The organism is Mycobacterium sp. BK086, from assembly GCA_004362315.1.
In the GTDB taxonomy this organism is placed as follows: domain Bacteria; phylum Actinomycetota; class Actinomycetes; order Mycobacteriales; family Mycobacteriaceae; genus Mycobacterium.
In genome coordinates this window covers 495,651-521,983 of sequence record SNWL01000005.1, presented here as the reverse complement: position 1 = coordinate 521,983, position 26,333 = coordinate 495,651, and the positions used below count along the sequence as shown (strand labels likewise).

The window sequence follows — 26,333 nt, the reverse complement described above, 5'->3', positions numbered from 1 at the left end:
GACAGCTCATGATTCCGTTCATCTGCCCGACCTGCGGGCAACTCGACATCGACAGCCCCGACTGCACGTCCTGCGCCGACTGAGGTCAGGGATGTAGGTTCCACTGGCCGACGTCGGAGGCCAGGACGTCGTTGACGTCGACTTCGAGGCCGCCCACCAGCGGGCCCGGATTCGACGCGGTAGCTACCACGCGCTGGTAGAGCGCGGCGCCGGGGTGGACCTTGTTCCCCGACCAGGCCTTGGTCTGCCAGGCCCACCAGCGGCCAGGCGTGCTCGACTTTCCGAGGACGCCATCGGCTGCGGCCCACTCACACACATCGATGCCGCCGTAGACGCCGGTGCGCTGGACCCCGATGACGGAGTTGATGCCGCGAAACCACTGCAGTGCCACGCGGTTCCACGTATCGCGGTCGATGTCCTCGTCGATGGTGAAGTAGATCGGCGCGCTCTGTCCGCCGCCGGCCGCAGTATGCAGCTGCCAGGCGGTGCGGGCGTCGGCGATACCCCCGGCGTAGCCCCGCAAGAAATCTGAGGGCGCCGTGCCGCCAGGCTTGCCGTACTGATAGTTGCTGACGATCACCAGGCCCGCCGCGGTCAGCGACTTGGCGTACGGCAACGTGATCGGCTTGGCACCGAATGATGAGCCGGGCCGGGACATCGAGACGTAGTTGACCACCCCCGAATGGCCGGCAGCCCGGATGTCCTGTGCGGGGATCTGTTTGGCGGCGAAGTCGATCAGCGTGGGGGCCGCGGCCGCCGCGGTGGGCGTACCCGCGCCCAACGACGCCACCCCCAGCCCCGCCAGCGCCGTGGCATAGCGCAGCGCGTCACGCCGGGTAACCGGGCGTGACGGCCGTTCGCGGGCAGCCGGGAGCCAATCGTGCATCGCGTGATGTTAACGATGTGACTGTTGTTACTGGTGTAGCGACTCGCTTCTTGTGTCCGGTATTGACCCAAGATGAGTTCGGACCGTTACCCACCTGCCCGGATACGAGTAGTCCGCTGCGCGTGCAACCCCGAGCGTCCGGAAGATCATTGATAGGTGAGTCCGTTACCCGCGGCATCGCGTGAACCGAGCAATCGGGCTGCCGGCGTTCGACTTTCTCGCGGTGGCCAACAGCGTCTACGGCTGAGACAGCCGGCGCCACTCCTGACCCGCCGGCAGCGGGCGGTCGCGTCCGTTCGGCGGGGAGGCCACCGGCTAGTCAACTGGACCGGCTGGTCGAAGCTCGCGGCGGTGGCCACGGCGCTCACGGCCGTTGCCGCGTTGTGGTTCTCGGCCCAATCCCTGAGGTCCACTGAACAGCAGTACACGCTCTCCGAGAGGGGACAGGTCACCGACCGGTTCACGAAGGCGGTCGAGCAACTCGGCTCCGACAAGCTGGATATCCGCCTCGGCGGCATCTACTCGCTGGAAGGTCTCGCCGGAGATTCCAATGCAGACCGCGGTGTGATCTTCGAAGTGCTCAGCGCCTACGTCCGCACGCATGCGGGACCGGTGGACACATGCACCGCCTCGTCAACTCCCACCGTCGACGTTGACGCCGCGCTGACGGTGATCGGACGACGTGACCAGAGGGCGGGGCAACCCGAGAGGATCGATCTCCGGTCTACCTGTCTGGCCAACGTCATCCTGACAGGAAAGAACTTCGACGGGGTGCTCCTCGACGCCTCGAGTCTGGTCAAAGCGTGGTTGCCGGCCGTAAGCCTCACCAACGCAAGCCTGCAGCGAGCGAATCTCAACGCCGCCGAGTTCACCGACGCGGACCTAGCCGGCGCCAACCTGAGCATGACCAACCTCCACTCCGCACTACTGGATCACGCAGAGTTGACCGGCGCAAACCTCTACGCCGCCGACCTTTCCTACGCGAACTTGGTCGGCGCGAACCTGGCCGGGGCGAATCTCGGCCGCATCGTGTACGACGCCACAACGACATGGCCCGAAGGATTCACACCGCCACCCAGCCGACCCCGCGAGGACCAGTGCGGCTACCGAAACATTACCGCATGCATGGGATGAATCCTGTTGTCAATCAGCGCATTTAGGGACACCTGTGACGATGTCGGCCGGCGACACGACCACAACGAATGCGCGTGCCGCAGCGGCGAGTTTCTTGTCTGCGGTGGCCAGTGCATCGGCCTGCAGCTGGGTCAGCGCGATGTACTCGGTCCGATAGGTGTCGGGCCAGTCCAACTTGGCGGCGATTCGCCATGCGGTGTCCTGCAGCGACCGGTCGCCCAGCAGCCGAATCCGCAACCCACGGATATCGTCGAGGATCTTGCGGCCGGCGCGTTGATCGATCTCGCCGCGCTGCACCGATCCGTACACAAGCGCCAGCGCCTGTGAACGTAGCAGCGTGGGAGCCGCCAGACTGTGCTCCGGAGGAATCGTTGCTCCCTTGACCGCGAGGTCGATGGCCACGGGTGCGTCGACGACGAAGATTGTCATCTCAGCACCTTCGCATGAGGCGACCGGCGGTCAGCCCGGGGGAGTCCAGGCGACAGGCAATCGTTTGATGCCGTGGATGAACGCCGAATGCAGGATCGCGGGCTCCTCGACGGCGACGATGTCGGGAACGCGGGCGTGCAACTCCTCGAACATCACCCGGATCTCTCGCCGGGCGAGGTTTGCGCCCAGACAGAAGTGGGCTCCGCCACCGCCGTATCCCAAGTGCGGGTTGGGATTTCGCATGACATCGAACGACCATGGGTTGTCAAATTTGGCTTCGTCGCGATTGGCCGAGTTGTACCACATCGATACCTTGTCGCCGGATTTCATCGTCACGCCGCCGAGTTCGACGTCCTGCGTGAGATTGCGCCGCATGAAGATCACCGGGGTCGCCCAGCGCACGATTTCCTCGACCGCGCTGGGGGCGACGGCGTCGAAATCGGCCCACCAGGTCTGCCGCGCTTCGGGATACCGGCTCAACGCCACCATGCCGTGGCTGATGGCATTGCGGGTGGTCTCATTGCCCGCCGCCGACAACAGCATGAAGAACGACGCGATCTCCGCGGACGACAGCCGCTCGCCGTCGACTTCCGCGTGCACCAGGTTCGAGGTCAGATCGTCGGCAGGCTCGCAGCGGCGGGCCTCGGCCAACTCCATGCCGTACGCGGCGATGTCGAGCACCGCCTGGATCACCACATCGTGGTCGGAGGCCACCTCCTTGTCGCCGATTCCCAAGGCGATCGAGGTCCAGTGGAAGATCTTCTGTTGGTCGGCCTCAGGGATGCCCATCATGTCGCAGATGATCTGTAGCGGAAACGGACCCGACAAAGACGCGACGAAATCGGCCGTCCCATCGGGATGAGCGGCCACCATGTCGCTCACCAGTTGCTGCGCGCGATGACGGACGCTCTCGTCGATGCGGGCCACCATTTTGGGGGTGAACGCGCGATTGACGATCGACCGCAGCCGCAGATGGCGCGGATCGTCGAGGTTGATCATCGATCCGCTGAATTCCGCGACCGCCGGGTCGATCTCACTCAGGGACACGCTGGTCGGAACGGAACTGAACACCTCGGGATGCCGGCTCGCATGGTGCACATGGTCGAAGGACGTCAACGCCCAATGGCCGGGGCCTGATTCGAATCCCGGTACCGTCGCGGCCTCGAAGAACGCGACGGGCGCCTCGCGGCGCAGGGTCGCGAACGCCCCGTCGCGGCGGTCGTCGTCCCATCCCCAGAACTCGAGTGAGCCCAAGTCGATATCGCTCAACGGCACGTGAGGTGGCGGTGTGCCGTTAGCGCTGTGGTTGATACCCGATTCGAGCGTTGTCATGGTGACCTCCCGAGCCGACCGCGTCCGCCTCATCCATGATCACGGAGGCCGAAGCCAAGGGCACAGGTATTGGACTACTTAACTTTGCGCATTTCGTCGATGATTCGCTCCAGCGCTCTCACTCGCTCCTCCCGATCACCCGTGAGCTCGGCAAATCGGCAGGGCAGAGGAGCACGCCGAGGCAGTTCCTCGCGGTACAGCCTCTTGAACGCGCGATCGATCCAGTTGCGGTAGAAGGATTCCACCGAGCGGATCCCGTCGTCCTCCATCGCCGGATCGACCGCCGGGTCACCGGTGAGTGGAAGGAACACAATCAGGTCGTAGCTGCGCAAGGCATCGCTGTCGACAACGACGTCCCACAGTTCGTCGATGAAGGCAGCCGTGATATCCGACGGATACCGCGCGTTGTTCTTCTCCTGCATGTCAGCGCGGACTTCCAGCGTTCTGCGCCGGTCGCTTTCGGGAACGCCTTCCTCGCCACCCATGGCGCGCGCGTACTCCGAGTAGGGAATGAAATCAAGGCAGCTGCGATCGCAGATGACGTTCGTACCCGGCCGGATATCCCGCGCCTCGATGATGCGACTGATCGCGTGCTGTGTCATCAGGGTGTTGCAGCGTTGGCTGGCGCGCTCCGCGAAGTGGATTCGTTCACCGTGAGCGGCGAGATAGCGGTACGGCTCGTCCTCGATCACGAACTCGGGATGCGCCGCGTGAAAGTCTCGAACCAGAGTGGACTTGCCCATGCTGTGGGAGCCACTGACGGCGATCCTCATGAAGCGCCTCGGCGAATTCCCCAGGCGCCCACGATAAGCAGGAGCACGACGCTCACCGCGGTGAACGCCGGCAAGCCGATGTCTGTGATGAGCGGGACCGACAGCGCGGTGATGAGTCCGCCACCGAGGATCGGCTCGTAGATCAGTTGTTTGTAGCCGTAGTCGTTGGCCGTGCTGGTGCGCCGTTGCGGGTCGACCATGTCCGCCAACACAAATCCCGTCGCGACATTGCCCTGTGACTGGCCGAAGTCGGCGATGGTGTGCTCGAACCAGTTGTGGCGGTGGAATCGCCGGCCCAACCAGATCAACGTGATCGCACTCCACAGCACACCGATGACGGTGAACACGATGATGGCTGGGACGTTCGAGGCCAGTGCCGCCAAGGACATCGTGCCGATCGCACACACCAGCAGGGCATCGAGCGCCACCGCCGAGATGCCGTCCACTGCTCGTTTGTCGATCTTGGCGGCTTGCCCGGTCTTAGTCGCCAGCCACTGCACGAGGAACCCGCCGATGACGGTGATGGGGAAGAGCGGAAGCCTGTCGAAAATATCCGAACCACCCGCGTTGGCGACCCAGCGCAGCCCCCACAACAAGGCGATAGCCACGGCGATCGCGGCCGCTATGAGCGCGAAGGCGAGGACCGTGGAGTGGATTCCGTCGTCCGTGCGCTCACGTTCGTCGACGGGTGCCGGACGTACGCGGTCGATGTCGTAATCGTCGTGCGTGGTGAGAGCTGCGTTGCGCGCCACCGTGACTCGCGGGCTGCGTACCGCCCACCGCACGAGTGCCGAACCGACTCCGATTCCCGTGATCATGCTGATCGTCGCCAAACCCAGACCGACGTCCACCAACTCCGGAGCTCCGGCCTCGGCGAGGAGTTGGCCCATCCCGGCGATCGTGCCGTGCCCGCCGGCGAACGACATCTCGAGCAGCGCTCCCGCGGCAGGGGGTAACCCGAAAACCGGTCCGAGGATGAAGAGCACCGCAAGGCCGGCCAGCGCGAATTGGCCGAGCGACAGGAACGTTCCGAATAGGGCGTGTGGAGCGGCAGCCTGCCAGAGCCTACGGGGTGTGGGCAGCGTCTTGCCGATCATGATCGCGCCGAAAACGACGTTGATCAGCAGACCCGGCATCACGCGCCAGATGTCGAGCACTTCGGTGGGAAACAGCCCGTTGGTGCCGATGAGCCTGCCCAGCACCTGCGGTCCCAAGAGCAACACCAGGAAGCCGGCGACGATGCTCGAGGGGATGAACATCGCGCGCAGAAAGCTCAGGCGCGAACGGACGATCCAGCCGACGCCGAACATCACACCGAGGATCACCAACGCGAAGCCGACCGTCTGTGCGTCGGTCAGCCGGTTGAACATCAGAATCCTCGGTCGAAGGGGTGGCTCTCAACCTACGGGCACCGGCGCGTCGGCGACGGAAATTGTCATGCCTGATACCTCACTGAGTCCGACTCAAGATTCGGTCCCGCACAAACGTCGGCAGGGTCAGACCCAACGCCATGCAGGCAACGGTCAGTGCGGCGGTGACCCCGTTCATTCCGATGTCGAGCATCAACTCGGTCGTCGGTGCTGACACCATCTCGGCGAGACCGGCGACTGTGCGGAAGACGTAGACGCCGGGAACCAGTGCCACCACCGCGGCGAATCCGATTGCCGCGAAGGGGATTCGTAACCGATAGGCGACGGGCGTGAGAAGAGCGCCGACGAGGAGGCAGGAGAAGAGGGCCGCCGTCGGCAAGCTTGCGTGCCACGCAGTCATCGACCACCAATGCAGCGCATGTGCGGCCATACCGGCAACGATCGGCCAGCCCAGCAGTCGGTAGGGCATGGAGAAAAACACCGGATAGCACGCGGCTGCGACACCAGCGGCGAAGACGTCCACGAGGAACGGAACGTCAGTGCTTGGCGATGTCACCGCCAGACTCTGGCCGCCCACGCGCAGTCCGACGATCAGGCCGGCGGCGATGGTGGCCAGCACCAGAGCTGCGTAGCTCAGACGCGCAACCGCAAGCGGTACCCGCAGCGCGAGGAGATCCATTGCGCCGATGAGGATTTGGGGCCCTGGCACGAGGACCATTGCCGGACACACCGCCACCAGCGCCGCGTGACCGAAATCGGCGTGCACAGCGATGGCGCCGGCGACTCCGGCCACCAGCGCGGCGCCGAACGTCTCGACCAGCGGGCCTACGGAGAAGCGCCCCGACAGCCTTCGTAGCAGACCTCCGATCCCCGCGGCGGCCGCGACCAGTGCAATGACGCGAACGTCGGTGGCGCCGAAGACCAATGCGAGTGCCGCGGCGCCCAACGCACAGGCGGCGACGAATGGTGTTGTGGCAGAGACCGGAAGGTTGCGCGCCTCCATGAGAGCGCGCTCGATGTCGGCCTCGAGAACGGGCCCGTCCTCGGCCGCGTCGACGGCGCGCATCACGACCCCCACCCTGCGCATGTTGACGACGTTGGGCCGGGCGGTGGTGATGATGAGAGCCCCGCCTGGGCGGGGGTCGTACGCCGTGACCGACGCCCACGCCGGTATCACCACCGCGGGCTGAGACAGTCCGCGACTGAGCCGCTCGACAGCAGTGAGCGTCATGGAGGTCGACTGACCGTGGTCGTGGAGGAATGCCGCGGTGCGGGCGATGATGTCCAGCGCCTTCGGCGCGACGGGATCAGGCTCCTGCGATGCCATCGCCGACCATGTCATGTGGCTTGACGACGGAATCGAATTGTTCGGCGGTGAGTTTGCCCGATACCAGCGCCGCGTCACGCAGCGTGCTGTCCAGCATGGCACTGGTAGCGACATAGTGATCGACCCGTCCCGCACGCTCGTTGACAAGTGCGCAGCCATTCTTCACCAGCCCGTAGGCGCGATAGACCTCAATGGGCATGTGGTCTTTGCCGATCGAGAAATGCTGCAGAGAGCGCTGCGTCTGCGCTCCCCAATACTTGTCGGCCGGGACCTCGACAGTCCCGAGCCTGTCGAATTCACTTCGGGTACCGACAGCGTCGATCCCGATGGGGACGTCGGTGTACTCCGGTATCGAATCTTGGCCCTGATCAGTCATATTGGCGGTCCCGTAAGTCGAAGTGGGCAGACTCATCCCGATTCTGCAGGACTACTGCTCACTTCGAAGAGGTTCGCGGCGCCGGGTTTCGTTGGTTATCCGCACATCCCCGGCATCGAACACTTCGGACCAGAGGGCGCAGGTGCAGAGTGCTGTTCAGGGGCGGGCCTCGGTGCGGGCGCCTCGTGTTGTGGCGGTGCCTGTCGGGTCGGCTGCTGTGGCGGTGCTTCGTGCGCGCGGGGAGCGGGCGCTTGGCGGACGGGCGCCTGCGGCTCCGGTGCCGGACGCACTGGGGCCTCCGCTTTGGGCGCGGGCGACGGCGCTCGTGGAGCCGGTGCGTCCTGAGCAGGCGGCTGCTCTTGGGCCTGCCGATGTGGCACCGGATCCGGTGCCTGCTCAGCCGGATTGACCTCACGCGGAGCCGGGGGAGGGGCGGGTTGCGGGTCGGCCTTCGGCGGGACCGCCACAGGTCCTGACGGGGGCATGGCGTCCCGTCCCGGCTCGCGGCTGCCCGGTGGTTGGTCGGCTTTCGGCGGTGTGTACGCGGGCGCCGGCGAGAGCTTGGGAGCGGCGAACCCGGGTGACACCTTCGACGGTGGCGTTGCCGGCGCGGGTGCGGTCAATATTGGTGGCGCCAAGGCTGTTTGGTGATTTCCCGCAGGTAACTTGCCAAGGGTCGACAGTGGCTGAGGCTGCAATCCCGTGGACATCGTGATCCGCGGGTTGAGTTCATTGGTGAACTCGCGCGCAGGCTTGTTGGCGAGGTCCTTCAGCAATTGCCCCGAGTTGGTCGCCTTGTCGGTGGAAATGAACTGTGTCAGTGAGGCATTCAGGTTGACCACTGGGGACGAGGCGCGGACGTCGATGTTCGTGACTGCTGCCGCGGCCGGCGGTGCCCAGTCCCGGTTTCGCGGATTCTGCCAGTCTCGGTTCCTGTTCCAGTTCTGGTAGAGGTTCGCGTTGAATCCATGAGCCTGATCCCATTGCGTGCGGTGATAGACCGGGTCGTTGTTCTGGAATTTCCACTGGTAGTACTGCTGGTAGGCGTGGTGGTCGTTGTACCAGTCCTGATTACGTGGGTCGCCGGGATGGTCACGGCGTTGGCCCCAGTCGTTGCGGCCGTCGCGATCCCAGCCGTCGCGGTCATAGCCGGCCCAGTTGTAGCCCGCCCAGTTGTAGCCCCAGTGGTCATAGCCCCACCGGTCGTAGCCCCAGCGGTCATAGCCCCACCGATCGAAGCCCAGGAAGTCATAGCCGTACTGGTTGTAGCCACTGAGGTCATAGTTGTACCAGTCGCCTGGGTCGTAGCCGTAGAGCTGTCCCCACGACGGGTCGTAATAACCGAGGTCTCCGAGGTTCGGTGTCAGCGGAGGCGCGTAGGGCTGGGGCCAGTCAGCCAACGGAGCGTCCGGGACACCCGGCGGCGGGGCCAACGTCGCCGACTCATCGGTGATCGGGTAACCCCAACTGGGCGCCGATGCGCTCGTCAGCGCCACATCCGGCGCCTGCGAGGGGTCGGCAGGAGGGGGCAGTGGCAGCGGCGGAAGTTGCTGCACCGATTCGGGCGTGTACTGCAGAAGCTGTTGTGTCAGTTGCAGATACAGGTTCTGCAGGCTGGTTCGCTGCGGTGAGGCTGAGAGATAGTCGAGGTCCTGTTTGGCCTGATTGAGGGATGTGCGGGCCGCGGTCAGCTGATCGGGAGTGGGCTGTTGTCCGCCACCGAGGATGTCCTGAGCCTGCTTGAGATCGCTGACGACCGCGGCCAGGGCAACGTCTTGTGAATGCTCTGCAAAGATCATCTTCTCGGCACCCCACAGAGTGCCGCCCGGTGACGTCTCGTACGTCGCCGTCAGGACGCCCGCGACCAGGAGCACGCTCAACCCGCCGGCGACAGCCGCCTTGGCGCGGCGGGAGTGGGGGATGAAGCGGCGCCATCGCGACGGCGGCTCCGGTTCGGCATCAGCGAACTGCAGGATGTTCTCGCGGATGGGCGGGGGACTGAGAGTCGTCATGGCGGCCTCCTGACAACGACAGATAGCCGTAGTTGAGTCGCTCCCGACCGCGCGATTGTGTGCTTACCTCACTTACCAAGCACAACTAAAATCTACGTATTCCCGCGCAGCGCACCCAGCGGCGCGGCGGAACTCTCATCAACTCATAGCTCCCGCACAGGGACGCACAGGTCAGACGTCAGGCGAGTCGAAAGACCGGGTAGTCGTCGACGATCGGCTCGAAGTCCGTCAGTGGTGCTCTGGGACCGATGGGAAAGAACGGACGCGCGCCGGGCGCCAACTCGAGATATCGACGCAGGATCGCCGGACGGCCGTCCGTGAAGTCCTCGACCACCGTCACCGCCTCGCGTTTCTTGTTGTGCAGCAGCACCGCTCGGGGGTTCGCTCGAAGGTTGCGCACCCAATTCGTCTCTTCGCCAAGCATGGCCACCAGGTAGCGGTCGCCCCGGTAGTCCGCAATAACCACGGGGAAGGAGATCGCACGACCCGTCTTGCGGCCACGAACTTCGAGGGTGGCTGAAGAATCGGGCCCGAGACCGGCCGCCACGGCGATGGCGGCCACCCGGTTCGAGATACGAGCTGAGAACCCTGGACGGCCGCCGCGGTACTGCCATCTCTGGAACGCACTGATCGCGTCGCGCAGCATCAGGTCGGCTCTACGTTGACGCCTGCGGATAGCCGCGCCGCACGGCACGGTCGAGGATTCCCAACGTCCCGCGCAACGCCAGTTCGCTGACGATGGGGAAGATGTTCGCCTCGCGCCAGTGCGGATCGATCTCGGACCAGTCGTAGAACGAGGTGACGGTCGTACCGCCGTCCGTCGGCTCCAGCCGGTAGCCGTACACGTGGCCGATGTCCGGCTTGAGCTGGCCGAAGATCGTCCAGGCGATCAACCGGTCCTGTTCGAACTGCGTGATCGACACGGTGACGTTGTACTTGCCCAACGGATAGTCGTTGAGCGATTCACGGTCCATGTGCACGACGAAGCTGTCGCCGACGGCGCGCACTGGCTGACCGTCGGCGTCCTGCAACATGCCCGTCGCGTCGATGGCGACGTGACCCTGCGGATCGCAGAGCACGGCGAAGATGTCCGCAGCCGGCGCGGCGATGAGTCGTTCAACCTCGATACGTTCGGTCACGGATCGATCCTGCCAGACCGCGGCAGTCCGGTGAGTGCTACTCGGTGATCGCCCGCGCTGCGCGCTCGGCGATGAGCATGACCGGCGCGTTGGTGTTGCCGGACGTGATCGTCGGCATCGCCGAAGCATCCACCACGCGAAGGCCTGCGACGCGATACACCCGGCAGTCGGTGTCCAGCACTGTGGCTGCTGATCGCGGCACACCCTGTGCGTCAAAGGATCCCATCGCGCAGGTCCCAACCGGATGGAAGATCGTCGTACCCAGTTCACTGGCTGCGCGCTGCAGATCCTCGTCGCTCACCAATTCCGAGCCGGGAAGCATTTCTTGCGGTTCGTAGCGGGCCAGCGCCGGTGCCGCCATGATCTGACGGGTCATGCGGAGGCCGGTGGCCGCGATGCGGCGATCGGCGTCGGTCGACAGGTAGTTGCAGAGAATCTTCGGGTTGATCAGGGGATCTGCGGTGGCCATGCGCACGTGACCTCGGGAGCTGGGTCGCAGGTTGCAGACCGAGGGAGTGATCGCCCCGAAGGAGTGCAGCGGTTCGCCGAACTTCGGCAACGACAGGGGCTGCACGTGCCACTCCAGATCGGGACTGCCCAGCGCGGGATCGCTTTTCGCGAAAGCCCCCAGCGTGGACGGCGGCATCGTCATGGGTCCCGATCGCAGCGCCAGGTACTGGAGTCCCATGCCCCCGCGGGTGATCCAATTCCGATAGAGCGTGTTGACCGTCCGGGCACCCCGGACCCGATAGATCGTTCGGATCTGCAGGTGATCTTGGAGGTTTTCGCCAACCCCTGGCAGATCGGCGACCACCGGCACCTGGTGCTCGGTGAGCAGCCCAGCCGGACCGAGACCCGAGACCTGCATCAGATGCGGCGAGCCGATCGATCCGGCGCTCAGGATCACTTCCCGGCGGGCTCGGATATCGACGAGTTGTCCATCTTTCAGAAGCCGCACGCCGACCGCCCGGTGCTGCGCGGTGGTCCAGGCCCCACGGCGCTGGTCCTCGCGGACGTGGTCGTCCATCAGAAGCCGCACGACTTGCGAGCGTGTGTAGACGGTGAGATTGGGGCGGTGGGCCACCGGATGCAAGAAGGCATCGGCCATCGACCACCGACGGCCGCGCCGTTGATTGACGTGGAAGTACGCGCTGCCGGCGTTGTCGCCCCTGTTGAACTCCTCGATCGGGGCAATGCCCAGATCGGCAGCGGCGGCCTGCCAGGCGTCCAAGATCTTCCAGCGCACACGAGGCCGTTCGACGCGGATCTCACCACCGGCGCCATGCCACTCGTCGGCACCGCCGAAATAGTTTTCCAGCTCTTTGTAGATCGCCAGCGTCTCACCGGGGGAGTCCGCACCACCCCACAGCCATCGCTCGTCACCGGTGGCCTTGGCCCACAGTTCGTAGTCGCTGGCTTGCCCGCGCATGTGGATCATCGCGTTGATCGACGAGCAGCCGCCGATGACGCGGCCCCGCGCGTACAGGATGCTGCGGCCGGCCAACCCTGGGTCGGGCTCGGTCGCCAAACACCAATCGGTACGCGGGTTCGCGATCGTGTACAGATAGCCCACCGGCACCTTGATCCAGAACCAGTCGTCCGCTCCGCCTGCCTCGATCAGGAGCACACGGTGATCTGGATTGGCGCTGAGTCGGTTGGCGAGCAGACAGCCGGCGCTGCCCGCTCCCACGATGACGAAGTCGAATTCGGCGACCGGGCTCATACCGGTATCGGTCCTCCAGGCGTCGGATAGGGGTTCCAGTGTGCGCGACGACTACATCGTGCTCGGTTTCGGCCGAAAGTGAACGGCGAACCAGGGACATCAACCGCTCGATAGCGTGTGAGCCGATGAGTGCATCGCGTGAAGTCACGTACGACGTAGACGGCCTGACAATGGTCGCCCACCTGGCGTTGCCACCCGGTGTGGGGCCCTGGGCGGCCGTTCTCATCGGACACGACGGGATCGGTCTCGACGACTATCAGCGGCGTCGCGCCGACGACCTCGCCGCGCGGGGCTATGCGGCCTTGGCGATGGACTATCACGGTGGTGAGTTGTTCTTCGGCAGGCCGGAGGCGATGCTGGCCCGGGTGATGCCCCTGCTGGCCGATCCTGAGCGAATGCGGACTATCGGCAGTGCCGCGCTTGATGTCCTTCGCGCGGTGCCCGGTGTCGACCCTGACCGGGTTGCCGCTCTCGGCTACGGCGCCGGCGGCCGCATCGTGCTCGAACTTGCCCGGGCGGGGGTGGCGTTCAAGGCCGTTGCTGCCGTCCACCCCGGCCTTCTGGGCATCAGCACGACGGACTGGACCGACGTGACCGGTGCTGTCCTGCTGTGTACCGGTTCCGAAGATCCGATTTGCACCCCCGAGCAGGTACTCACGTTTGGCCGCGCTCTGCAGGACGCCGGAGTCGACTGGCGCGTCAATGTCTACGGCGGAGCCGAGCATGCGTTCTGGGCTGAGCCGACCAATCCCGACGGGTCGCCGACCGGGGGGAGCACTCACACCATGGCTACCGTGCCCGGCGTCGGTTATCACCCGTCGCACACTCCGCGCGCATGGCGTGCGGTGCTGGAATTGTTCGACGAGGCGCTCGTCGAATCATCTGCGCGACAATAGGTCTCGCCAGGTCAGCCCCAGTAGGCGAAGCTACAGGTGGGGTTGGGTTCACTGCGGAACGCCAGGAGCTTTCCGTCCATGGTGATGCTGCATGTGAGGACGTTCTGACCGCCGCCTTCGGCGGTCACCGATGACGTGATCTCGTTGTAGACGGGGTAGTCCTTGGCCCACGGCAGCATGACGTTGGTGTCGATTTGCTCAGGGCCGCCGTTGATTTGGTAGCGAATGGTGACCGGACCGGCCCCCGTGCCGGCCATTTGCATGGTCGCAGTCCCCACCGGTGGCCCAGATGGGGTGGTGGGCGCCGTCGTCGCCGACGTTGGTGCCGGTGCCGCCAATCCACTCGTCGTGGTCGGCGGCTTGCTGTCCGCAGCCGACGGGGTCTGCGGTGTCCCGGCGGTGGTACTGCATCCTGCGATCAACGCCACCAGCGACGCAAGGCCTGTGACGGCGGCGGCCGATATCCGGTTCGTCATCGTCGTAGTTTAGGCCGATGCCGCATAGGGTCGAGGAATGACTGACGCAGCCAACGAGAGCGCCGTGGTCGCCGGTATCGACGAATCGGACACTGCGCTCGGCGCGGCCCGGTGGGCGGCGGAGTATGCCACCAAACAGGCGCTTCCACTGACGCTTCTGCACGCGGTTCCCAAGCTGGATTGGCATTTTGCCCGTCCGGAGACAACCGCTCAACTCGACCGAAGCGCTGACGGCGATACGGCACTCACCGCGGCGGAAACTGTTGTGCGGTCGGCATATCCAGATCTTGCGATCCGCACGGCAGTCGTCAAGGGTGCGATTGCCACCGCGCTGGCCGACGCCTCTCAAACCGCCCGAATCGTCGTCATAGGCACAGGCGCGGCCGACCATCGCGCCCTGGGCGGGCACGCCGTCAGGATCTTGCACCGGACGACGTGCCCCGTCGTGGTCTGGCGGAAGCCAGTCGCCAAGCGGACCGGCAAGCCGCTACCTATTGTTGTTGGCGTCGACGAGTCCGACGGTTCGAGCCGCGCGCTGGCTGAGGCCTTCGACGTCGCCGCCGCACTGCATGCACCTCTGACGGTGGTCCACATGTGGGAGATCGGTGCGGCGGTCGGCATGGGCGATCTCGGTGGCGAGGGGCCAATGGACTGGCAGCTGCTCGACGTGTTGCAGTCCCGTCAGCGCCAGCGGTTGGACGAAATGGTTGCACCGTTTGCCCTGAAGTATCGGAACGCCCACGTGACCAAGATTTTTGAGGACATCGGCCCGGCAAAGGGGCTCACCGATCTGTCCCGGGAAGCTCAACTGGTGGTCGTCGGCAGTCATGGCCGTGGAAAACTCGCTGATTCTATCCTCGGCTCGGTCAGCCAGAACCTCATCCACCACGCCGAGTGCCCGGTGCTGGTAGTCCGGTAGCCCCGATGAGCGTCGGAGGGCACCCGGTGTAGTCCGAACGCCGAACGGGCACTTTGAGAGCGTGGTGAAGCTGACCGAGTGGTTCCTGACCGGCGACGAGCGGGGGAACCCCGCCACTCGAATACCGGCTTGGTCGGAAGGCAACTCTGTCGAGCCGCTCATTCACGGTGCCAACTACTTCGAGCGGCTCGCCACCGAAGTGGAGGCGCTGAGCGCGGGGGACTACGTCTACTTCACCGATTGGCGCGGCGATCCCGACCAACTGTTGCGCGATGACGGTCCTACCATCCGGGACCTGTTCTGTCAGGCCGCACAACGTGGTGTGGTGGTCAAGGGGCTGGTGTGGCGATCTCATCTCGACAAGTTGCAGTACAGCGAGGAGGAGAACGAGCACCTGGGTGAGGCCATCGAAGCGGCCGGGGGCGAAGTGCTGTTGGATCAGCGCGTGCGCATGGGTGGATCACACCATCAGAAATTAGTGGTGATTCGTCATCCCGAAGCGCCACAACGGGATATCGCGTTCGCCGGGGGCATCGACTTATGCCACTCCCGCCGCGACGACGAGTCGCACGACGGTGATCCGCAGGCGGTGCGGATGGCCAAGTGTTACGGAAGCCGCCCGCCGTGGCATGACGTGCAACTGCAGATTCGCGGTCCGGCCGTCGGCGCCCTCGACACCGCTTTCCGGGAGCGGTGGAACGATCCAGCACCGCTGGATACGCTGTCTCCGGTCGCCTGGTTGATGGACAAGGTGCGCGGCGCGGATCTCTCGCCGGGTCGGCTCCCGGAACAGCCGTCAGACCCACCGGTCTGCGGACCTCATGCCGTTCAGGTATTACGCACCTACCCAGACGCGCATTTTCAATTCGACTTCGCACCACACGGGGAGCGCAGCATCGCGCGCGCCTACAACAAGGTGGTTCCCCGCGCCCGTCGACTGATCTACGTCGAAGACCAGTATCTCTGGTCGGCCCGAGTGGCCACGTTGTTCGCCAATGCGCTGCGCGATAATCCCGACCTCCATCTCGTCGCGGTGATACCGCGCTATCCCGACGTGGACGGTCGACTGCAATTGCCCCCGAATCTGGTCGGTCGATGGCAGGCGATCGCGACCTGCCAGGCCGCAAGTCCTGAGCGCGTGCACATCTTCGATGTCGAAAATCACCGGGGCACACCGGTCTACGTCCACGCGAAGGTGTGCGTCATCGACGACATTTGGGCGTGTGTCGGCAGCGACAATCTCAATCGGCGGTCGTGGACCCACGACAGTGAATTGTCGTGTGCCGTAATTGATCCCGAGGGTAGTTTCGCAAGAGATTTGAGATTGCGGCTGCTACGCGAGCATTTGGACCGGAATGCCGACGGTAGCCAGGACGGAAGTCTGGTTGATCCCACCACAGCGGTTCGCGACATCACCGCCGCCGCGGAGGCACTGGACGCGTGGTACACGTCGGGCTGTCGGGGGACCAGGCCACCGGGCCGGTTGCGGCCGCACAAGCCAGAGCGTCTCAGCTGGCATACCCGCGCATGGGCAGAACCGCTGTACCGCCTGATCTATGACCCCGACGGCCGCTCGGTGCGCGACAGGTTGCGCGACCGTCTGTGAGGAGCTTCCGCCGAGCGGTCTGGTCAGCAGTCGTTGCCCGCCTGTAAGAGAACGCTTTTCAAGCGCGGTGCCGGCAAGGCGTGGACGTCATAACCGGGGTTCTCGTCCGCCCAGCCGATTTCGAAGCAGTCCCGGAATCCCGCCTGGGTTTCGGCCTCGCTATTTGAATGGTCCGCAACCCATCCGTCGAGCGTACTTTTACAGCCCACGAGGTTGACGTTGCCGAACTTGACGGCCGACGCTGGCGGCGCTGTCCAGCCCTCAGGACCGGCGGGGTGGGTGGATCTGTGCCACTCGATGAGATCGCGCACCGCGACGAGGTGGCACGGCTGTCCTGAGGTTGGCGCACCCGAGGTCGCCTGCGTGACGGCGCTCGACGCGGCCGCCGGGGTCGTTGACGGCGCAGCAGACTCGGGGCCGCTGCACGATACGAGGACCAGCGGTGCGACACTCGCAACCAGGGTCGACAGGATGCGAGGCACTTACCGGAGTCTACGGCCCGATGCGGGCGGGGGTGGGATGGATAATCGATGCTCGATGATGCGCACAAGACACGACGGGAAGGTGAGTAGCCCGTGTGGAGCACCGTTCTGTTGATGGCGCTCGTGGGGACTGTTGATCCGCTACGGGTCGGCGTGGGCGCATTCCTGCTGTCGCGGCCGAACCCGGCGCGGCCGCTGGCCGTCTACTTCATGGTGGGTTTCACGCTCAGTATCGTCATCGGCGAGGCCGTGCTGGCCGGCGGCCGAGCTGTGTTGGGAACGCAACGCACCATTCCCTGGCAGGTGGAAATCGCTGTCGCAGGAATCCTGTTCACCATCGGCTTGGTCGCCGCATTGAGCGGGCGATTGGCGGCCATGGTCGGCAAGTCGCCGGCATCAGCATCTGGAGAGAGCGACATCGACGGACTCCCGCAGGTGCCGTTGTTCGACCGGCTGCCCGATCGAATTCAGAAGGCGTTAAAGGGGGAGTCGGTGTGGCTGCCGGTCACGTTGGCACTCTGCACCGCGTCGCCGGGCGCCCACTATCTGGCGGCGATGGCGGCGATCTTCGCCGCGGATGCGGCGGCCGGAACGCGGCTGTCGGCGTTGATCGTCTTCAATCTGGGCGAATTCTCGGCCGCGCTGATCCCGCTTGTCTGTCTTCGGGTGGCGCCGGTCGCCACCCGTGCCGTTGTCGATCGGGTCAACGCGTGGGTGAAGATCCACCACCGATTGATGCTGACCGTCATCATGTGGGCGGCCGCAGCGGTGTTCCTGGCCATGGGGATCAGTCACCTGTAGATCTGCGCCTACATCCCACCGATTTGTTTTGCGCGCTAGCCCGAAAAGTAAGTGGGCAAGCTATTTTGGGGATGCTTCGCGTTTGCTCATGCAACAATGAGGGCGATATCACCCACTGAGAGGACACCGTAGGTATGCCCGGTGCAACGCTTCGAATGACCGTCGCCGCGAGTCTGACCGCCCTGACTCTGGCCACCGTCGGCGTGGGCACAGCTCATGCCGACCAGCCCCGCATGTACAGCGCCAGGAACGACCTGCAGCAGGCGATTGGCGCCCTGCAAGCCGCCCAGGACGACAAGGGGGGACACCGGGTGACGGCAATCAATTTGGCGCAACAGGCCATTGATCAGGTCAACCTGGGCATCGACTTCGCTGGCGGGCCTCCTGACGGCTTCTTCGTCCCGCCGCTGCCGCCGATGGGACCCGCGATGGACAACGCCAACGCGTGGCTGCAAATGGCGGTGGGCGAGCTGCAAGCGGCCGAAGACAACAAGGGCGGCCACCGAGAAACCGCCATCAATTTGACCCAACAAGCCATCGACCAAACCAATCTGGGCATCCAAGTCGGCGGTCCCGACTAAACAGCGCTTGGCTCGGTTGGCGATCGATGTCCAACCGAGCCAAGGACCGCGACATCGCCGTGTGAACATGTCGAGTGAAGCCCATCGGACCGTGGCAGTATTTGGGCGTTCGGCAGTCCACGGTGCGCGTGTACCAACTTGGAGAGGAGTGGCGAATGCCGATTCCGAAGACGGTGGCCCGGTTGAATCGAGTGGGCCTCAACAAGGTCACCCAACATATTGCGCCCTGGGCACCCGGGTTTGGGCTGGTGATCCACCGGGGTCGCAGCTCGGGGCGAAGCTATACAACCCCCGTCAATGTCTTTCGGACGCCAACCGGGGTACGCATCGCCCTCACCTACGGCGCCGATAGCCAATGGGTGAAGAATGTCGTCGCGGCACAGGGTTGTACGTTGCGAACCCAGGGCCACACGTTGACTTTGTCGGAGCCGCGGATCGTCCACGACCCAGAGCGCACGAGCATCAGACCACTCGAGCGACGGGTCCTGGGCATGTTGGCGGTGGACGACTTCCTCGACCTGACCGAGTACCACGAATCAGCCGGATAACGCCGCCACAGCGGCAGCCAGGCAGCAGCCTCGCAAGAAGTATCGACGCAGCTCACCAGGGGTGGAGCCAAATCCACCCAACTTGACATAATGTGGCTTATCGGCAAAACGATGACCTGGGGCTAGTCGCTACCGCGCCGGCGCCGCCGTCGTGCACACGTCATTCGAGCCACCCGCGGCCGGCGCCCTTCTCTGAGCCGCACCGTTATCAGGTACCGAAACTGGGCCTCCGGCCACAGACTCCGTCAACGCAGACACGTCGGCGCTTTAGGCTAACCAAACCACCCAAATGCCTTGAGACGGAGCCAATTCCACTCCCGCCCACATCCAGCCCGGCACGGTCGATTCGTCACTGTGACGTTTAGAGACCGGCCCAGCCCCTTGGGCATCGACGCCGCCCATCGCCTCGGGCGCCATCCCGCAGCATCGAAGGGGGTTGCGCGCCGGTCACGCCGCACGATCCCCGCGTTCGAGCATCGACCACACCCTCCCGCCCTGCCCTGCCCTCATCCCCATTCGACTCAGTTTATTACGTCACGTGACATAACTACCCCTTCGGGGCTGGACCTTCCCAAGACGCGAATCACCTTCCCCAACAACACAACTGGACTTCTGTAGTGACCATCCGGCGGATATTTGGCCATCTTTCGGTCATCTCCGCGCCCACTGTCACCGTCGCCAGTGACGTCGACGGGCCTGCCGCCAGCGGCATGTCCAAGACTTCACCAACGCCGAAAGTCCCACGCCTGCAACATAATACGTCACAGTGACGATTTCGGCCTGAATTCCCGGCTACCCCTTGCCGATCAGAAGTTAACAGTGTAAAAATTGAGTCTAGTGGACATCGACTCGATTGACGAAGTGCTCTCGACGACGAGAGCCGTTCGCCGCCGACTGGACCTCACCCGCCCAGTCGAGCGCGACGTAGTCCTCGACTGTCTGAGGCTCGCGATACAAGCGCCGACTGCAAGCAACGACCAGAACTGGCGCTTCATGGTGGTCACCGACCCTGACAAGCGTGCGGCGATCGCCCAGATCTATCGCGAGGTCGGCAACGACTACCTCGAGAACGCCGCCGCCACGGAATCAGATCCGCAGACCCGCCGGGTGTACGAGAGCGCTCATGCCTTCACGGCCGTCTTGGCGAAGGTGCCAGTACTGGTAATCCCCTGTATCGAAAGAACTTTCGACTCCAACAATCGTCTGGTCGCGGCCTCGGCATGGGCGTCGATCATTCCGGCCGCGTGGAGCTTCATGCTTGCCCTGCGCTCCAGGGGTTTGGGCTCGGTCTGGACCACTTTGCACCTGGCCAGAGAACAGGAAGTCGCCGAACTACTCGGCATCCCGGACACCGTGATGCAGGTCGCGATGTTCCCCGTCGCCTATACCGTCGGCACCGACTTCAAGCCTGCATCACGTCCTCCTCCGGAGACAGTGACGTCGTGGAACACCTGGGGAGAGCACTGAATGGTCTCCTACACAGCAACATTCGCAATCGAAGCACCGCCCCGTAAGGTGTGGCGTGCACTCCATCCCCGGGTGCCCGACGGCGCGACGGTCCCCCGCATCTTTGACTACCCGGCCGGCAGCATCGAGATCCTGTACGACGGCGACGACGCCGGCCAGGGGTTGGTCCGGACCTGCGTTTTCCCGGTGCCTCGGTATCTGCTGTCCGGCGGTAAGGCCCGGTCCTGGGAGATCGTGACCGAGGCCAGGATCGACGAGATCTCGCGATACGTCTCGATCAGCAAGCCGCTCTGGTCTCGCGCCGAGGGCTTCCACCGGTTGGCCGAACAACCGGACGGCTCAACGCTTCTGACCTTTCATGAGACCTATCACGTGTACAACCCAGCGCTGCGGGCTCTGCTTGAGCGGCGGGTGCACGCGAAGATCTCCGCAGACAATCTGTTCACCTACCAACAGACGCTGGGTCGAGCAGGGACAACCAGGAGGGTGTCGTGACCTACGACTTGATCATTCGTGGCGGCACGGTCGTCGACGGCTCGGGTGCGCCTGCCCGCACCGCGGATATCGCCGTACACGACGGCCTGATCGCCGAAGTCGGGCGGGTGAGCGAAACAGCGCGACGCACCATCGATGCCGATGGGCTCACTGTCACACCAGGATTCGTCGACGTCCACACCCACTTCGACGGCCAGGCGACCTGGGATCCACACCTGACACCGTCCTGCTGGCACGGCGTCACCACGGCCATCATGGGCAACTGCGGTATCGGGTTCGCGCCCGTGCAGCCAGACCGGCATGACTGGCTGATCGAGTTGATGGAGGGCGTGGAGGACATTCCGGGAAGTGCACTCGCCGAGGGCATCACCTGGGAGTGGGAAACTTTCGGGGAGTATCTCGACGCACTCGAACGCATGCCCCGCGCTGTCGATATCGGCACCCAGATCCCGCAGGCCGCGTTGCGTGCCTACGTCATGGGTGATCGCGCCCTCGACGCCCCGACTGCCGAGGACCTCGCCGCCATGAGCCGTGCGGTCACCCAGGGCATACGCGACGGTGCATTGGGAATGTCCTTCGGGCGCACGGCCGGTCATCGGAGCGCGGCGGGTGAGCCGGTTCCCGGCACCTTCTCGGACGAGGACGAACTCATTGCCTTGATGGCGGCCATGGCAGAAGCCGGCACCGGTGTCCTGCAGGTGGTTCCAGCCGGTGTCGGTGGTGAGATGGGCGGCGATCACCGCCATTCCATCGACGTCGAGATCGAGTGGATCACCCGGCTTGGGCAGCAATTCCAGATTCCGCTCACCTTCCTGGCGATGGTCAACGAGCAAGATCCCCATGACTGGCAGCGGTGGTTCGCCGATGTCCATGCCGCCAATGCCGCTGGCGCACAGGTTCGCCCGCAGGTCGCAAGCCGAGCGTTCGGCATGTTGATGGGCCACCAGTCACGGATGAACCCGTTCCGGCACCGCCCAACGTATGCCGCGCTGATGGACCTCCCCATCGAGGAACGCGTGCGCCTGCTCAGAGATCCTGCGATGAAGGCGCGAATCCTGGCCGAGACGCCGGATAGCAGCGGGGCGCCCTCGGCGGATCAACTCAACCGGCACACGTTCAAGAGGGTCTATCCGCTCGGCAACCGGCTCGACTACGAGCCGTCGACCGAGGACAGCATTGCCGCGATCGCCGAGCGAGAACGCCGCGACCCGTGGGAGGTCACCTACGACGTTCTCCTGCAGGCCGATGGTCGAGAGTTTCTCCTCTTTCCACTACTGAACTACGCCGGAAACGACTATCACCACCTGCACGACATGATGTCCGATCCGGTGAGCCTGCAAGGCCTCGGCGACGGCGGTGCCCATTGCGGCATCGTGTGCGACGCCAGCATGACCACGTACCTGATGTCGTACTGGACCCGTGACAGGACGCGTGGTCCCCGCATCCCGCTGGAAACCGCGGTTCACCGCTTGACCGGCGACCCGGCTGCCTTCTACGGCCTCGGCGACCGCGGACTCCTCGCGCCCGGCAAGCGGGCCGACATCAACCTGATCGACCACGACCGCTTGGGTCTGCACTATCCCGAACGCATCGCGGACCTCCCCGCAGGCGCGGCGCGGTTGATCCAACGGTCGGAGGGCTACGTCGAGACGCTCGTCCTGGGCCAGACCATCGTGGACGGCGGCGAATTGACCGACGCACGGCCGGGCGGCCTCATCCGGGGAGCGCGCGCCTGATGCGTGACGGACAACCCAAACCCCTGCGCTACGGCGAACTGGACCGCAGCGTTGTCGTCGCGGCCGCTTTGCGTGTCGCCGAACGTGGTGGCATCCCCAGCGTCACCGTGCGCTCGCTGGCCACCGAACTCGGCCTCTCGACCACCGCGATGTACCGGTATGTCGACGGCAAAGCTGAGCTGTTGAACCTGATCGCAGAGGCCACCCTCGGCTCAGTTGAGCTACCGGAGTCAGGGTCGTGGCAGCAGCGCATTCGAGTCGTCGCCAACAGTGCACGAGAGGCGATGCTGCGGATCGACGGAATCGCGGACATCTTGCAGACGCACCCTGCGAAAGGTGCTGCACAACAGGTTGATTCGTTGATGCAACAGCTGGTGATCGATGCTGGAGTGCCCGCGGGCAAGCGTGAATCGGCCCGCATACTGCTGACGGTCTTCATTCTCGGGTCGGTGAAATTCGAGCAGGCTATCGAGGGCCTGCCACATCAGCTCACCGAAGGGCCAGAGACCCGATTCCAGCAAGGGCTCGACATTGTGATCGCCGGGCTCGAAGCAGTGTGACAACGCCCCGATGGGCCAAGAAAGGACAGCAGCGTGCACGCAACGACCGGTTATGACGACGCCGCGTGGCAGATGTTCGAGACGTTCAACCTGGCGGTCGGGTTCGGCCAGCCCGCCCCGTATGCGACCTACGCGGCACTGCGCTCAGAGGCCGGGGTGCACGCCGGGCTTCCGCACCTGGGCATGCCGGGTAACGCCGACGGTGTGCCACCGGTGTTCAGCGTGTACTCCTACGACGCCGCCGTTCAGGTCCTGCGCGACACGGAAACTTTCAGCAGCCTCGCCTACCACGAGATGATCGGCAAAGTGATGGGCCGCTCACTGATCGAGATGGATCCCCCACTTCACCGCGAGTACCGCAGCCTGCTACAACCCTCGCTGGGCCCGAAGACGATGGACTCGTGGCGATCCCGGTACGTCACGCCGTTGCTGGCGGAGATGACCGCCGAGCTGCGTCCACAAGGTCGGGCCGATCTCGTCCGGGGATTCCTTTTCGCCTTCCCCATGCGAACGTTCGCCGCGATACTCGGGCTTCCAGCCGCTCAGTACTCCGACTTTCACTACACCGCAATCGAACTGGTGACCCTGTCTTACGATCTGGACAAAGGCCTGGCGAGCGCGAACAAGCTCGGGGACATGTTCGCCTCGGTTCTGGCCGACCGCCGCGAGCGGCCGGCCGATGATCTGATCTCCGTGCTGGCCCACGCCGAACACAACGGCCAGCGGCTCACCGACGAGGAGATCTACTCATTCCTGCGTCTGTTGCTGCCCGCCGGCGCCGAGACCACGTACCGCTCGTCGTCGTCACTGTTGGTCGGCCTCCTTTCCGACCAGGACCAACTCGATGCCGTCCGCGAAGATCCGGCCGCCATGACGGCAGCCATCAACGAGGCCGTCCGGTGGGAGACGCCACTGCAGTTCGTTCCTCGCCTGACGACCCGCGACACTGAAATCGACGGTGTGTCAATCCCGGCGGGCGCCACCGTCATGGTGGTGATCGGCGCGGCGAACCACGACCCGACACGCTGGGACGACCCCGAACGCTTCGACCTCCGCCGCCCCTACAAGTCCGCGCTGGCGTTCGGACACGGCGTTCACCTGTGTATCGGTATGCACCTGTCCAAAATGGAGACCGAGGATCTCGTTCGCGCACTGTTGGATTCGCTACCGGGCCTTCGACTGGACCCCGACTATCCGCCACCCACGATCGAGGGCACGCTGATGCGCTCGCCCGCCCAGCTGAACGTGGTGTGGGATGCCTGAAAGCTCCATCCGAGTGGCGCAGTGGACCAGCGGCATCGTCGGAATGAGCTCGGTACGTGCCATTCTCGACGATCCCCGCCTCGAGCTCGTCGGCCTGTACAGTCACAGCGCCGACAAACGTGGCCAGGATGCCGGCACCCTCGCGGGACGTGACCCGATCGGTATCACCGCGACCGACGACCCCGATGCGATCGTGGCCCTTCGCCCGGATTGCATTGTCTACATGCCACATTGGCCCGATATCGCCGAGCTGGAACGCATCCTGTCCAGTGGTATCAACGTCGTCACCACCGCCCGACTGGTCAACGGCGAGTATTACCCCGACGATGCCGGAGCTCGGCTGGCAGTCGCCGCGCGGGCAGGCAACTCGACGTTGGTGGGAACCGGCATGAATCCCATGCACGTGCCCACCGTCGCGCTGGCGGCCACCGCAATGTGCCGGCATGTCAACCGCATCAGCGTCACCGAGTCGATGGACTGCTTCCTGTACGGCAATGCGCCCACCTGGTCCGGGTACGGATTCGGTGGCCCCCCGGATCCCGTAGCGATCAAGGCTGCGCTGATCGAGGCCGAACCCGACTACGCCGAAACAGTCGCCGCCATGGCGCGCGCCATCGGCGTCGAGATCGACAGCGTCGACCTGACCGTGGAATGCGCGGTGGCCCTTACCGATCGCGACCTCGGTTTCCTGCAGATTCCGGCGGGATCGGTCGCCGGGATCGACGCGATCTGGTCCGGCGTGCGCGATGGCGCACAAGTCACCGAACTGCGCACGACCTGGACGCTCGGCACGATCCTCGGCCACCCGCAGGAGCCGGAGTGGGGGCTGGCCAACGGCTACATCGTGCGCATCTCCGGCGACCCCAATGTGAAGATCACAATGTCCTTCGCGCCATCGGATTTCGACACCTTCGACATCGGCACCACCACCGCGATGCCGGCTGTCAACGCGATACCTGCCGTGGTATCCGCACGTCCAGGCGTTTTCGCGCCGCTGGATCTGCCGATCGTGGCCGCCCGCGCGCAAGCCTGCTAGCGTCGATTTGGGGTGGCCGCGGGGAGGATCCATGGATCGAGATTATGAATTCGTCATCGCGCTGGCCGACGACGCCGTGTACGCGATCCGGCTGCTCGAGGGCGTCGAGATCGAGCAATCGGACGGCGCCACGATCGGCCGTTGGCCCGCATTCGATTTGGAGGCCACCGCCGACACCGAGGCCGAGGTCTACCAACAGCTCCTCAGCGATCTGCGCGAGCGCTCCGGTACTGACCCCGACGCCCCGCAATACCAGCCGCTGGCCGCCTATGTGCGCGAGCAAGGTAGCCGGCTGACGCAGGACGATATCGCCGCCCGCGAGCTAGCACGACTGCGCGCGATCTCCCTGCGCTGGCACGTGACCGACGACGAGCAGTACATGGTGCAACTGTTCAAGGACGCCGAGGTACAGCGCGAGACGGACGTGTTCACGGTCAGTGCATTCGGTTTGGACGGTAACGGCCCGAGTCTCTCCCACGCGCTGCAGGGGCTGAACCGCGCCATCTCGGAAGCGAGTGGTGAGCATGACAAGCCAGGTCCACGCTTCGACGAGTTCACCGACTGGGTGCGATCCCATGGGGAGCGGGTGTCGAACGAGGTTCTGGCGCAGGAAGCCACAGAGAAACAGGAGTACCTCGTCGCGCGCGACAAGCTCACCGCGATCACACCGGAAGACATCGACGCCGAAAGTGCGACGGGTGTGCCGCTGCTCGTTGACTTTTGGGCCGACTGGTGCGGGCCCTGCCGCATGGTGACGCCCGTCCTCGCCGAGCTGGCCGAACGGTGGGCCGGCCGGATCGTCATCCGCAAGATCGACGTCGATCAGTTCGACGGTGTGTGGGAGCGCTTCAACTTCCGTGGCATCCCCGCCATGATCATGTTCAAGGATGGCGAGGAAATCCACCGCGTCCTCGGCTTCGGCGGCAAGAAGCAATTGGTGGCCGAGCTCGAACCACACCTGTGAGG

General features: G+C 64.7%; 27 protein-coding genes. 14 read left to right on the top strand and 13 right to left on the bottom strand.

The genetic code is table 11. From position 1 onward, the window contains the following. Positions 1–85: 85 nt before the first annotated feature. The gene (locus EV580_RS18935) at positions 86–886 is read right to left on the bottom strand and encodes a DUF1906 domain-containing protein (RefSeq protein ID WP_133692732.1); all 801 of its coding nucleotides are present in this window, start codon (positions 884–886) and stop codon (positions 86–88) included. A 351-nt stretch (positions 887–1,237) separates the two neighbouring features. Between EV580_RS18935 and EV580_RS18930 the strand changes: the two genes are divergently transcribed. Beyond that, positions 1,238–2,020: a pentapeptide repeat-containing protein gene (locus EV580_RS18930; RefSeq protein ID WP_166654770.1), complete on the top strand. Its 783-nt coding sequence runs from the start codon at positions 1,238–1,240 to the stop codon at positions 2,018–2,020. 9 nt (positions 2,021–2,029) lie between these two features. Here EV580_RS18930 and EV580_RS18925 read toward each other — a convergent pair whose 3' ends face one another. From EV580_RS18925 to EV580_RS18880, 10 genes are all read right to left on the bottom strand, one after another. After that, a complete protein-coding gene (locus tag EV580_RS18925; RefSeq protein ID WP_133692730.1) occupies positions 2,030–2,449 on the bottom strand; it encodes a type II toxin-antitoxin system VapC family toxin in 420 nt (139 codons plus the stop codon). A 30-nt stretch (positions 2,450–2,479) separates the two neighbouring features. Beyond that, positions 2,480–3,781 (bottom strand): cytochrome P450, encoded by a 1,302-nt coding sequence (locus tag EV580_RS18920; protein ID WP_133692729.1) that lies wholly within the window; start codon positions 3,779–3,781, stop codon positions 2,480–2,482. A gap of 74 nt (positions 3,782–3,855) precedes the next feature. Further along, on the bottom strand, positions 3,856–4,554 hold the full coding sequence (locus EV580_RS18915) for an AAA family ATPase (protein WP_133692728.1): 699 nt from the start codon (positions 4,552–4,554) through the stop codon (positions 3,856–3,858). Further along, the gene (locus tag EV580_RS18910) at positions 4,551–5,924 is read right to left on the bottom strand and encodes a sodium/glutamate symporter (RefSeq protein WP_133692727.1); all 1,374 of its coding nucleotides are present in this window, start codon (positions 5,922–5,924) and stop codon (positions 4,551–4,553) included. The genes EV580_RS18915 and EV580_RS18910 overlap by 4 nt, the downstream gene beginning before the upstream one ends. Positions 5,925–6,003: 79 nt before the next feature. Continuing rightward, complete coding sequence (locus EV580_RS18905; RefSeq protein ID WP_166654769.1) at positions 6,004–7,251, bottom strand: threonine/serine exporter family protein; 1,248 nt, start codon at positions 7,249–7,251, stop codon at positions 6,004–6,006. Continuing rightward, positions 7,232–7,627 (bottom strand): lyase family protein, encoded by a 396-nt coding sequence (locus EV580_RS34090; RefSeq protein ID WP_133692725.1) that lies wholly within the window; start codon positions 7,625–7,627, stop codon positions 7,232–7,234. The genes EV580_RS18905 and EV580_RS34090 overlap by 20 nt, the downstream gene beginning before the upstream one ends. Positions 7,628–7,722: 95 nt before the next feature. Next, positions 7,723–9,639, bottom strand: coding sequence for a hypothetical protein (locus tag EV580_RS18895; protein WP_133692724.1), 1,917 nt, complete (start codon positions 9,637–9,639; stop codon positions 7,723–7,725). Positions 9,640–9,817: 178 nt separating this feature from the next. Next, positions 9,818–10,285, bottom strand: a complete 468-nt coding sequence (locus EV580_RS18890; protein ID WP_166654768.1) for a nitroreductase/quinone reductase family protein — start codon at positions 10,283–10,285, stop codon at positions 9,818–9,820. 10 nt (positions 10,286–10,295) lie between these two features. Then, entirely contained in the window at positions 10,296–10,778 is a 483-nt protein-coding gene (locus EV580_RS18885; RefSeq protein WP_133692723.1) for an SRPBCC family protein, read from the bottom strand. A gap of 37 nt (positions 10,779–10,815) precedes the next feature. Beyond that, a complete protein-coding gene (locus tag EV580_RS18880) occupies positions 10,816–12,501 on the bottom strand; it encodes a GMC family oxidoreductase (protein ID WP_133692722.1) in 1,686 nt (561 codons plus the stop codon). Positions 12,502–12,626: 125 nt separating this feature from the next. Here EV580_RS18880 and EV580_RS18875 point away from each other — a divergent pair, with 125 nt between their 5' ends. Continuing rightward, complete coding sequence (locus tag EV580_RS18875; RefSeq protein ID WP_133692721.1) at positions 12,627–13,397, top strand: dienelactone hydrolase family protein; 771 nt, start codon at positions 12,627–12,629, stop codon at positions 13,395–13,397. 11 nt (positions 13,398–13,408) lie between these two features. Here the strand turns inward: EV580_RS18875 and EV580_RS18870 are convergent, their stop codons facing one another. Further along, positions 13,409–13,873 carry a hypothetical protein gene (locus tag EV580_RS18870; RefSeq protein ID WP_166654767.1) on the bottom strand — a complete coding sequence of 155 codons (465 nt, stop codon included), beginning with the start codon at positions 13,871–13,873 and terminating at the stop codon, positions 13,409–13,411. 64 nt (positions 13,874–13,937) lie between these two features. Here EV580_RS18870 and EV580_RS18865 point away from each other — a divergent pair, with 64 nt between their 5' ends. Beyond that, positions 13,938–14,792 (top strand): universal stress protein, encoded by an 855-nt coding sequence (locus EV580_RS18865; protein WP_286171664.1) that lies wholly within the window; start codon positions 13,938–13,940, stop codon positions 14,790–14,792. Between the two features lie 61 nt (positions 14,793–14,853). Further along, complete coding sequence (locus EV580_RS18860) at positions 14,854–16,398, top strand: phospholipase D family protein (RefSeq protein ID WP_133692719.1); 1,545 nt, start codon at positions 14,854–14,856, stop codon at positions 16,396–16,398. A gap of 23 nt (positions 16,399–16,421) precedes the next feature. Here EV580_RS18860 and EV580_RS18855 read toward each other — a convergent pair whose 3' ends face one another. After that, positions 16,422–16,880, bottom strand: a complete 459-nt coding sequence (locus EV580_RS18855; RefSeq protein ID WP_133692718.1) for a hypothetical protein — start codon at positions 16,878–16,880, stop codon at positions 16,422–16,424. A 93-nt stretch (positions 16,881–16,973) separates the two neighbouring features. On the opposite strand from EV580_RS18855, the gene EV580_RS18850 reads away from it, so the two are divergent. From EV580_RS18850 to EV580_RS18805, 10 genes are all read left to right on the top strand, one after another. Further along, a complete protein-coding gene (locus EV580_RS18850) occupies positions 16,974–17,681 on the top strand; it encodes a GAP family protein (RefSeq protein WP_133692717.1) in 708 nt (235 codons plus the stop codon). A 155-nt stretch (positions 17,682–17,836) separates the two neighbouring features. After that, on the top strand, positions 17,837–18,262 hold the full coding sequence (locus tag EV580_RS18845) for a hypothetical protein (protein WP_133692716.1): 426 nt from the start codon (positions 17,837–17,839) through the stop codon (positions 18,260–18,262). A 155-nt stretch (positions 18,263–18,417) separates the two neighbouring features. Continuing rightward, complete coding sequence (locus EV580_RS18840) at positions 18,418–18,810, top strand: nitroreductase family deazaflavin-dependent oxidoreductase (protein ID WP_133692715.1); 393 nt, start codon at positions 18,418–18,420, stop codon at positions 18,808–18,810. 837 nt (positions 18,811–19,647) lie between these two features. Next, positions 19,648–20,277, top strand: coding sequence for a nitroreductase family protein (locus EV580_RS18835; RefSeq protein WP_133692714.1), 630 nt, complete (start codon positions 19,648–19,650; stop codon positions 20,275–20,277). Beyond that, complete coding sequence (locus EV580_RS18830; protein ID WP_133692713.1) at positions 20,278–20,772, top strand: SRPBCC family protein; 495 nt, start codon at positions 20,278–20,280, stop codon at positions 20,770–20,772. Further along, the gene (locus tag EV580_RS18825; RefSeq protein ID WP_133692712.1) at positions 20,769–22,508 is read left to right on the top strand and encodes an N-acyl-D-amino-acid deacylase family protein; all 1,740 of its coding nucleotides are present in this window, start codon (positions 20,769–20,771) and stop codon (positions 22,506–22,508) included. The genes EV580_RS18830 and EV580_RS18825 overlap by 4 nt, the downstream gene beginning before the upstream one ends. Next, positions 22,508–23,068 carry a TetR/AcrR family transcriptional regulator C-terminal domain-containing protein gene (locus EV580_RS18820; RefSeq protein ID WP_133692711.1) on the top strand — a complete coding sequence of 187 codons (561 nt, stop codon included), beginning with the start codon at positions 22,508–22,510 and terminating at the stop codon, positions 23,066–23,068. The genes EV580_RS18825 and EV580_RS18820 overlap by 1 nt, the downstream gene beginning before the upstream one ends. A gap of 33 nt (positions 23,069–23,101) precedes the next feature. Further along, on the top strand, positions 23,102–24,331 hold the full coding sequence (locus EV580_RS18815) for a cytochrome P450 (RefSeq protein WP_133692710.1): 1,230 nt from the start codon (positions 23,102–23,104) through the stop codon (positions 24,329–24,331). After that, entirely contained in the window at positions 24,324–25,367 is a 1,044-nt protein-coding gene (locus EV580_RS18810; RefSeq protein WP_133692709.1) for an NAD(P)H-dependent amine dehydrogenase family protein, read from the top strand. The genes EV580_RS18815 and EV580_RS18810 overlap by 8 nt, the downstream gene beginning before the upstream one ends. Positions 25,368–25,398: 31 nt before the next feature. Continuing rightward, on the top strand, positions 25,399–26,331 hold the full coding sequence (locus EV580_RS18805; RefSeq protein ID WP_133692708.1) for a thioredoxin family protein: 933 nt from the start codon (positions 25,399–25,401) through the stop codon (positions 26,329–26,331). The last annotated feature ends 2 nt before the right edge of the window (positions 26,332–26,333 follow it).

Coding starts and splice junctions, on each gene's coding strand:
- EV580_RS18935 (WP_133692732.1), bottom strand. CDS start 886: ATGCACGATTGGCTCCCGGCTGCCCGCGAACGGCCGTCACGCCCGGTT.
- EV580_RS18925 (WP_133692730.1), bottom strand. CDS start 2,449: ATGACAATCTTCGTCGTCGACGCACCCGTGGCCATCGACCTCGCGGTC.
- EV580_RS18920 (WP_133692729.1), bottom strand. CDS start 3,781: ATGACAACGCTCGAATCGGGTATCAACCACAGCGCTAACGGCACACCG.
- EV580_RS18915 (WP_133692728.1), bottom strand. CDS start 4,554: ATGAGGATCGCCGTCAGTGGCTCCCACAGCATGGGCAAGTCCACTCTG.
- EV580_RS18910 (WP_133692727.1), bottom strand. CDS start 5,924: ATGTTCAACCGGCTGACCGACGCACAGACGGTCGGCTTCGCGTTGGTG.
- EV580_RS18905 (WP_166654769.1), bottom strand. CDS start 7,251: ATGGCATCGCAGGAGCCTGATCCCGTCGCGCCGAAGGCGCTGGACATC.
- EV580_RS34090 (WP_133692725.1), bottom strand. CDS start 7,627: ATGACTGATCAGGGCCAAGATTCGATACCGGAGTACACCGACGTCCCC.
- EV580_RS18895 (WP_133692724.1), bottom strand. CDS start 9,639: ATGACGACTCTCAGTCCCCCGCCCATCCGCGAGAACATCCTGCAGTTC.
- EV580_RS18890 (WP_166654768.1), bottom strand. CDS start 10,285: ATGCTGCGCGACGCGATCAGTGCGTTCCAGAGATGGCAGTACCGCGGC.
- EV580_RS18880 (WP_133692722.1), bottom strand. CDS start 12,501: ATGAGCCCGGTCGCCGAATTCGACTTCGTCATCGTGGGAGCGGGCAGC.
- EV580_RS18875 (WP_133692721.1), top strand. CDS start 12,627: ATGAGTGCATCGCGTGAAGTCACGTACGACGTAGACGGCCTGACAATG.
- EV580_RS18870 (WP_166654767.1), bottom strand. CDS start 13,873: ATGACGAACCGGATATCGGCCGCCGCCGTCACAGGCCTTGCGTCGCTG.
- EV580_RS18845 (WP_133692716.1), top strand. CDS start 17,837: ATGACCGTCGCCGCGAGTCTGACCGCCCTGACTCTGGCCACCGTCGGC.
- EV580_RS18840 (WP_133692715.1), top strand. CDS start 18,418: ATGCCGATTCCGAAGACGGTGGCCCGGTTGAATCGAGTGGGCCTCAAC.
- EV580_RS18830 (WP_133692713.1), top strand. CDS start 20,278: ATGGTCTCCTACACAGCAACATTCGCAATCGAAGCACCGCCCCGTAAG.
- EV580_RS18820 (WP_133692711.1), top strand. CDS start 22,508: ATGCGTGACGGACAACCCAAACCCCTGCGCTACGGCGAACTGGACCGC.
- EV580_RS18810 (WP_133692709.1), top strand. CDS start 24,324: ATGCCTGAAAGCTCCATCCGAGTGGCGCAGTGGACCAGCGGCATCGTC.
- EV580_RS18805 (WP_133692708.1), top strand. CDS start 25,399: ATGGATCGAGATTATGAATTCGTCATCGCGCTGGCCGACGACGCCGTG.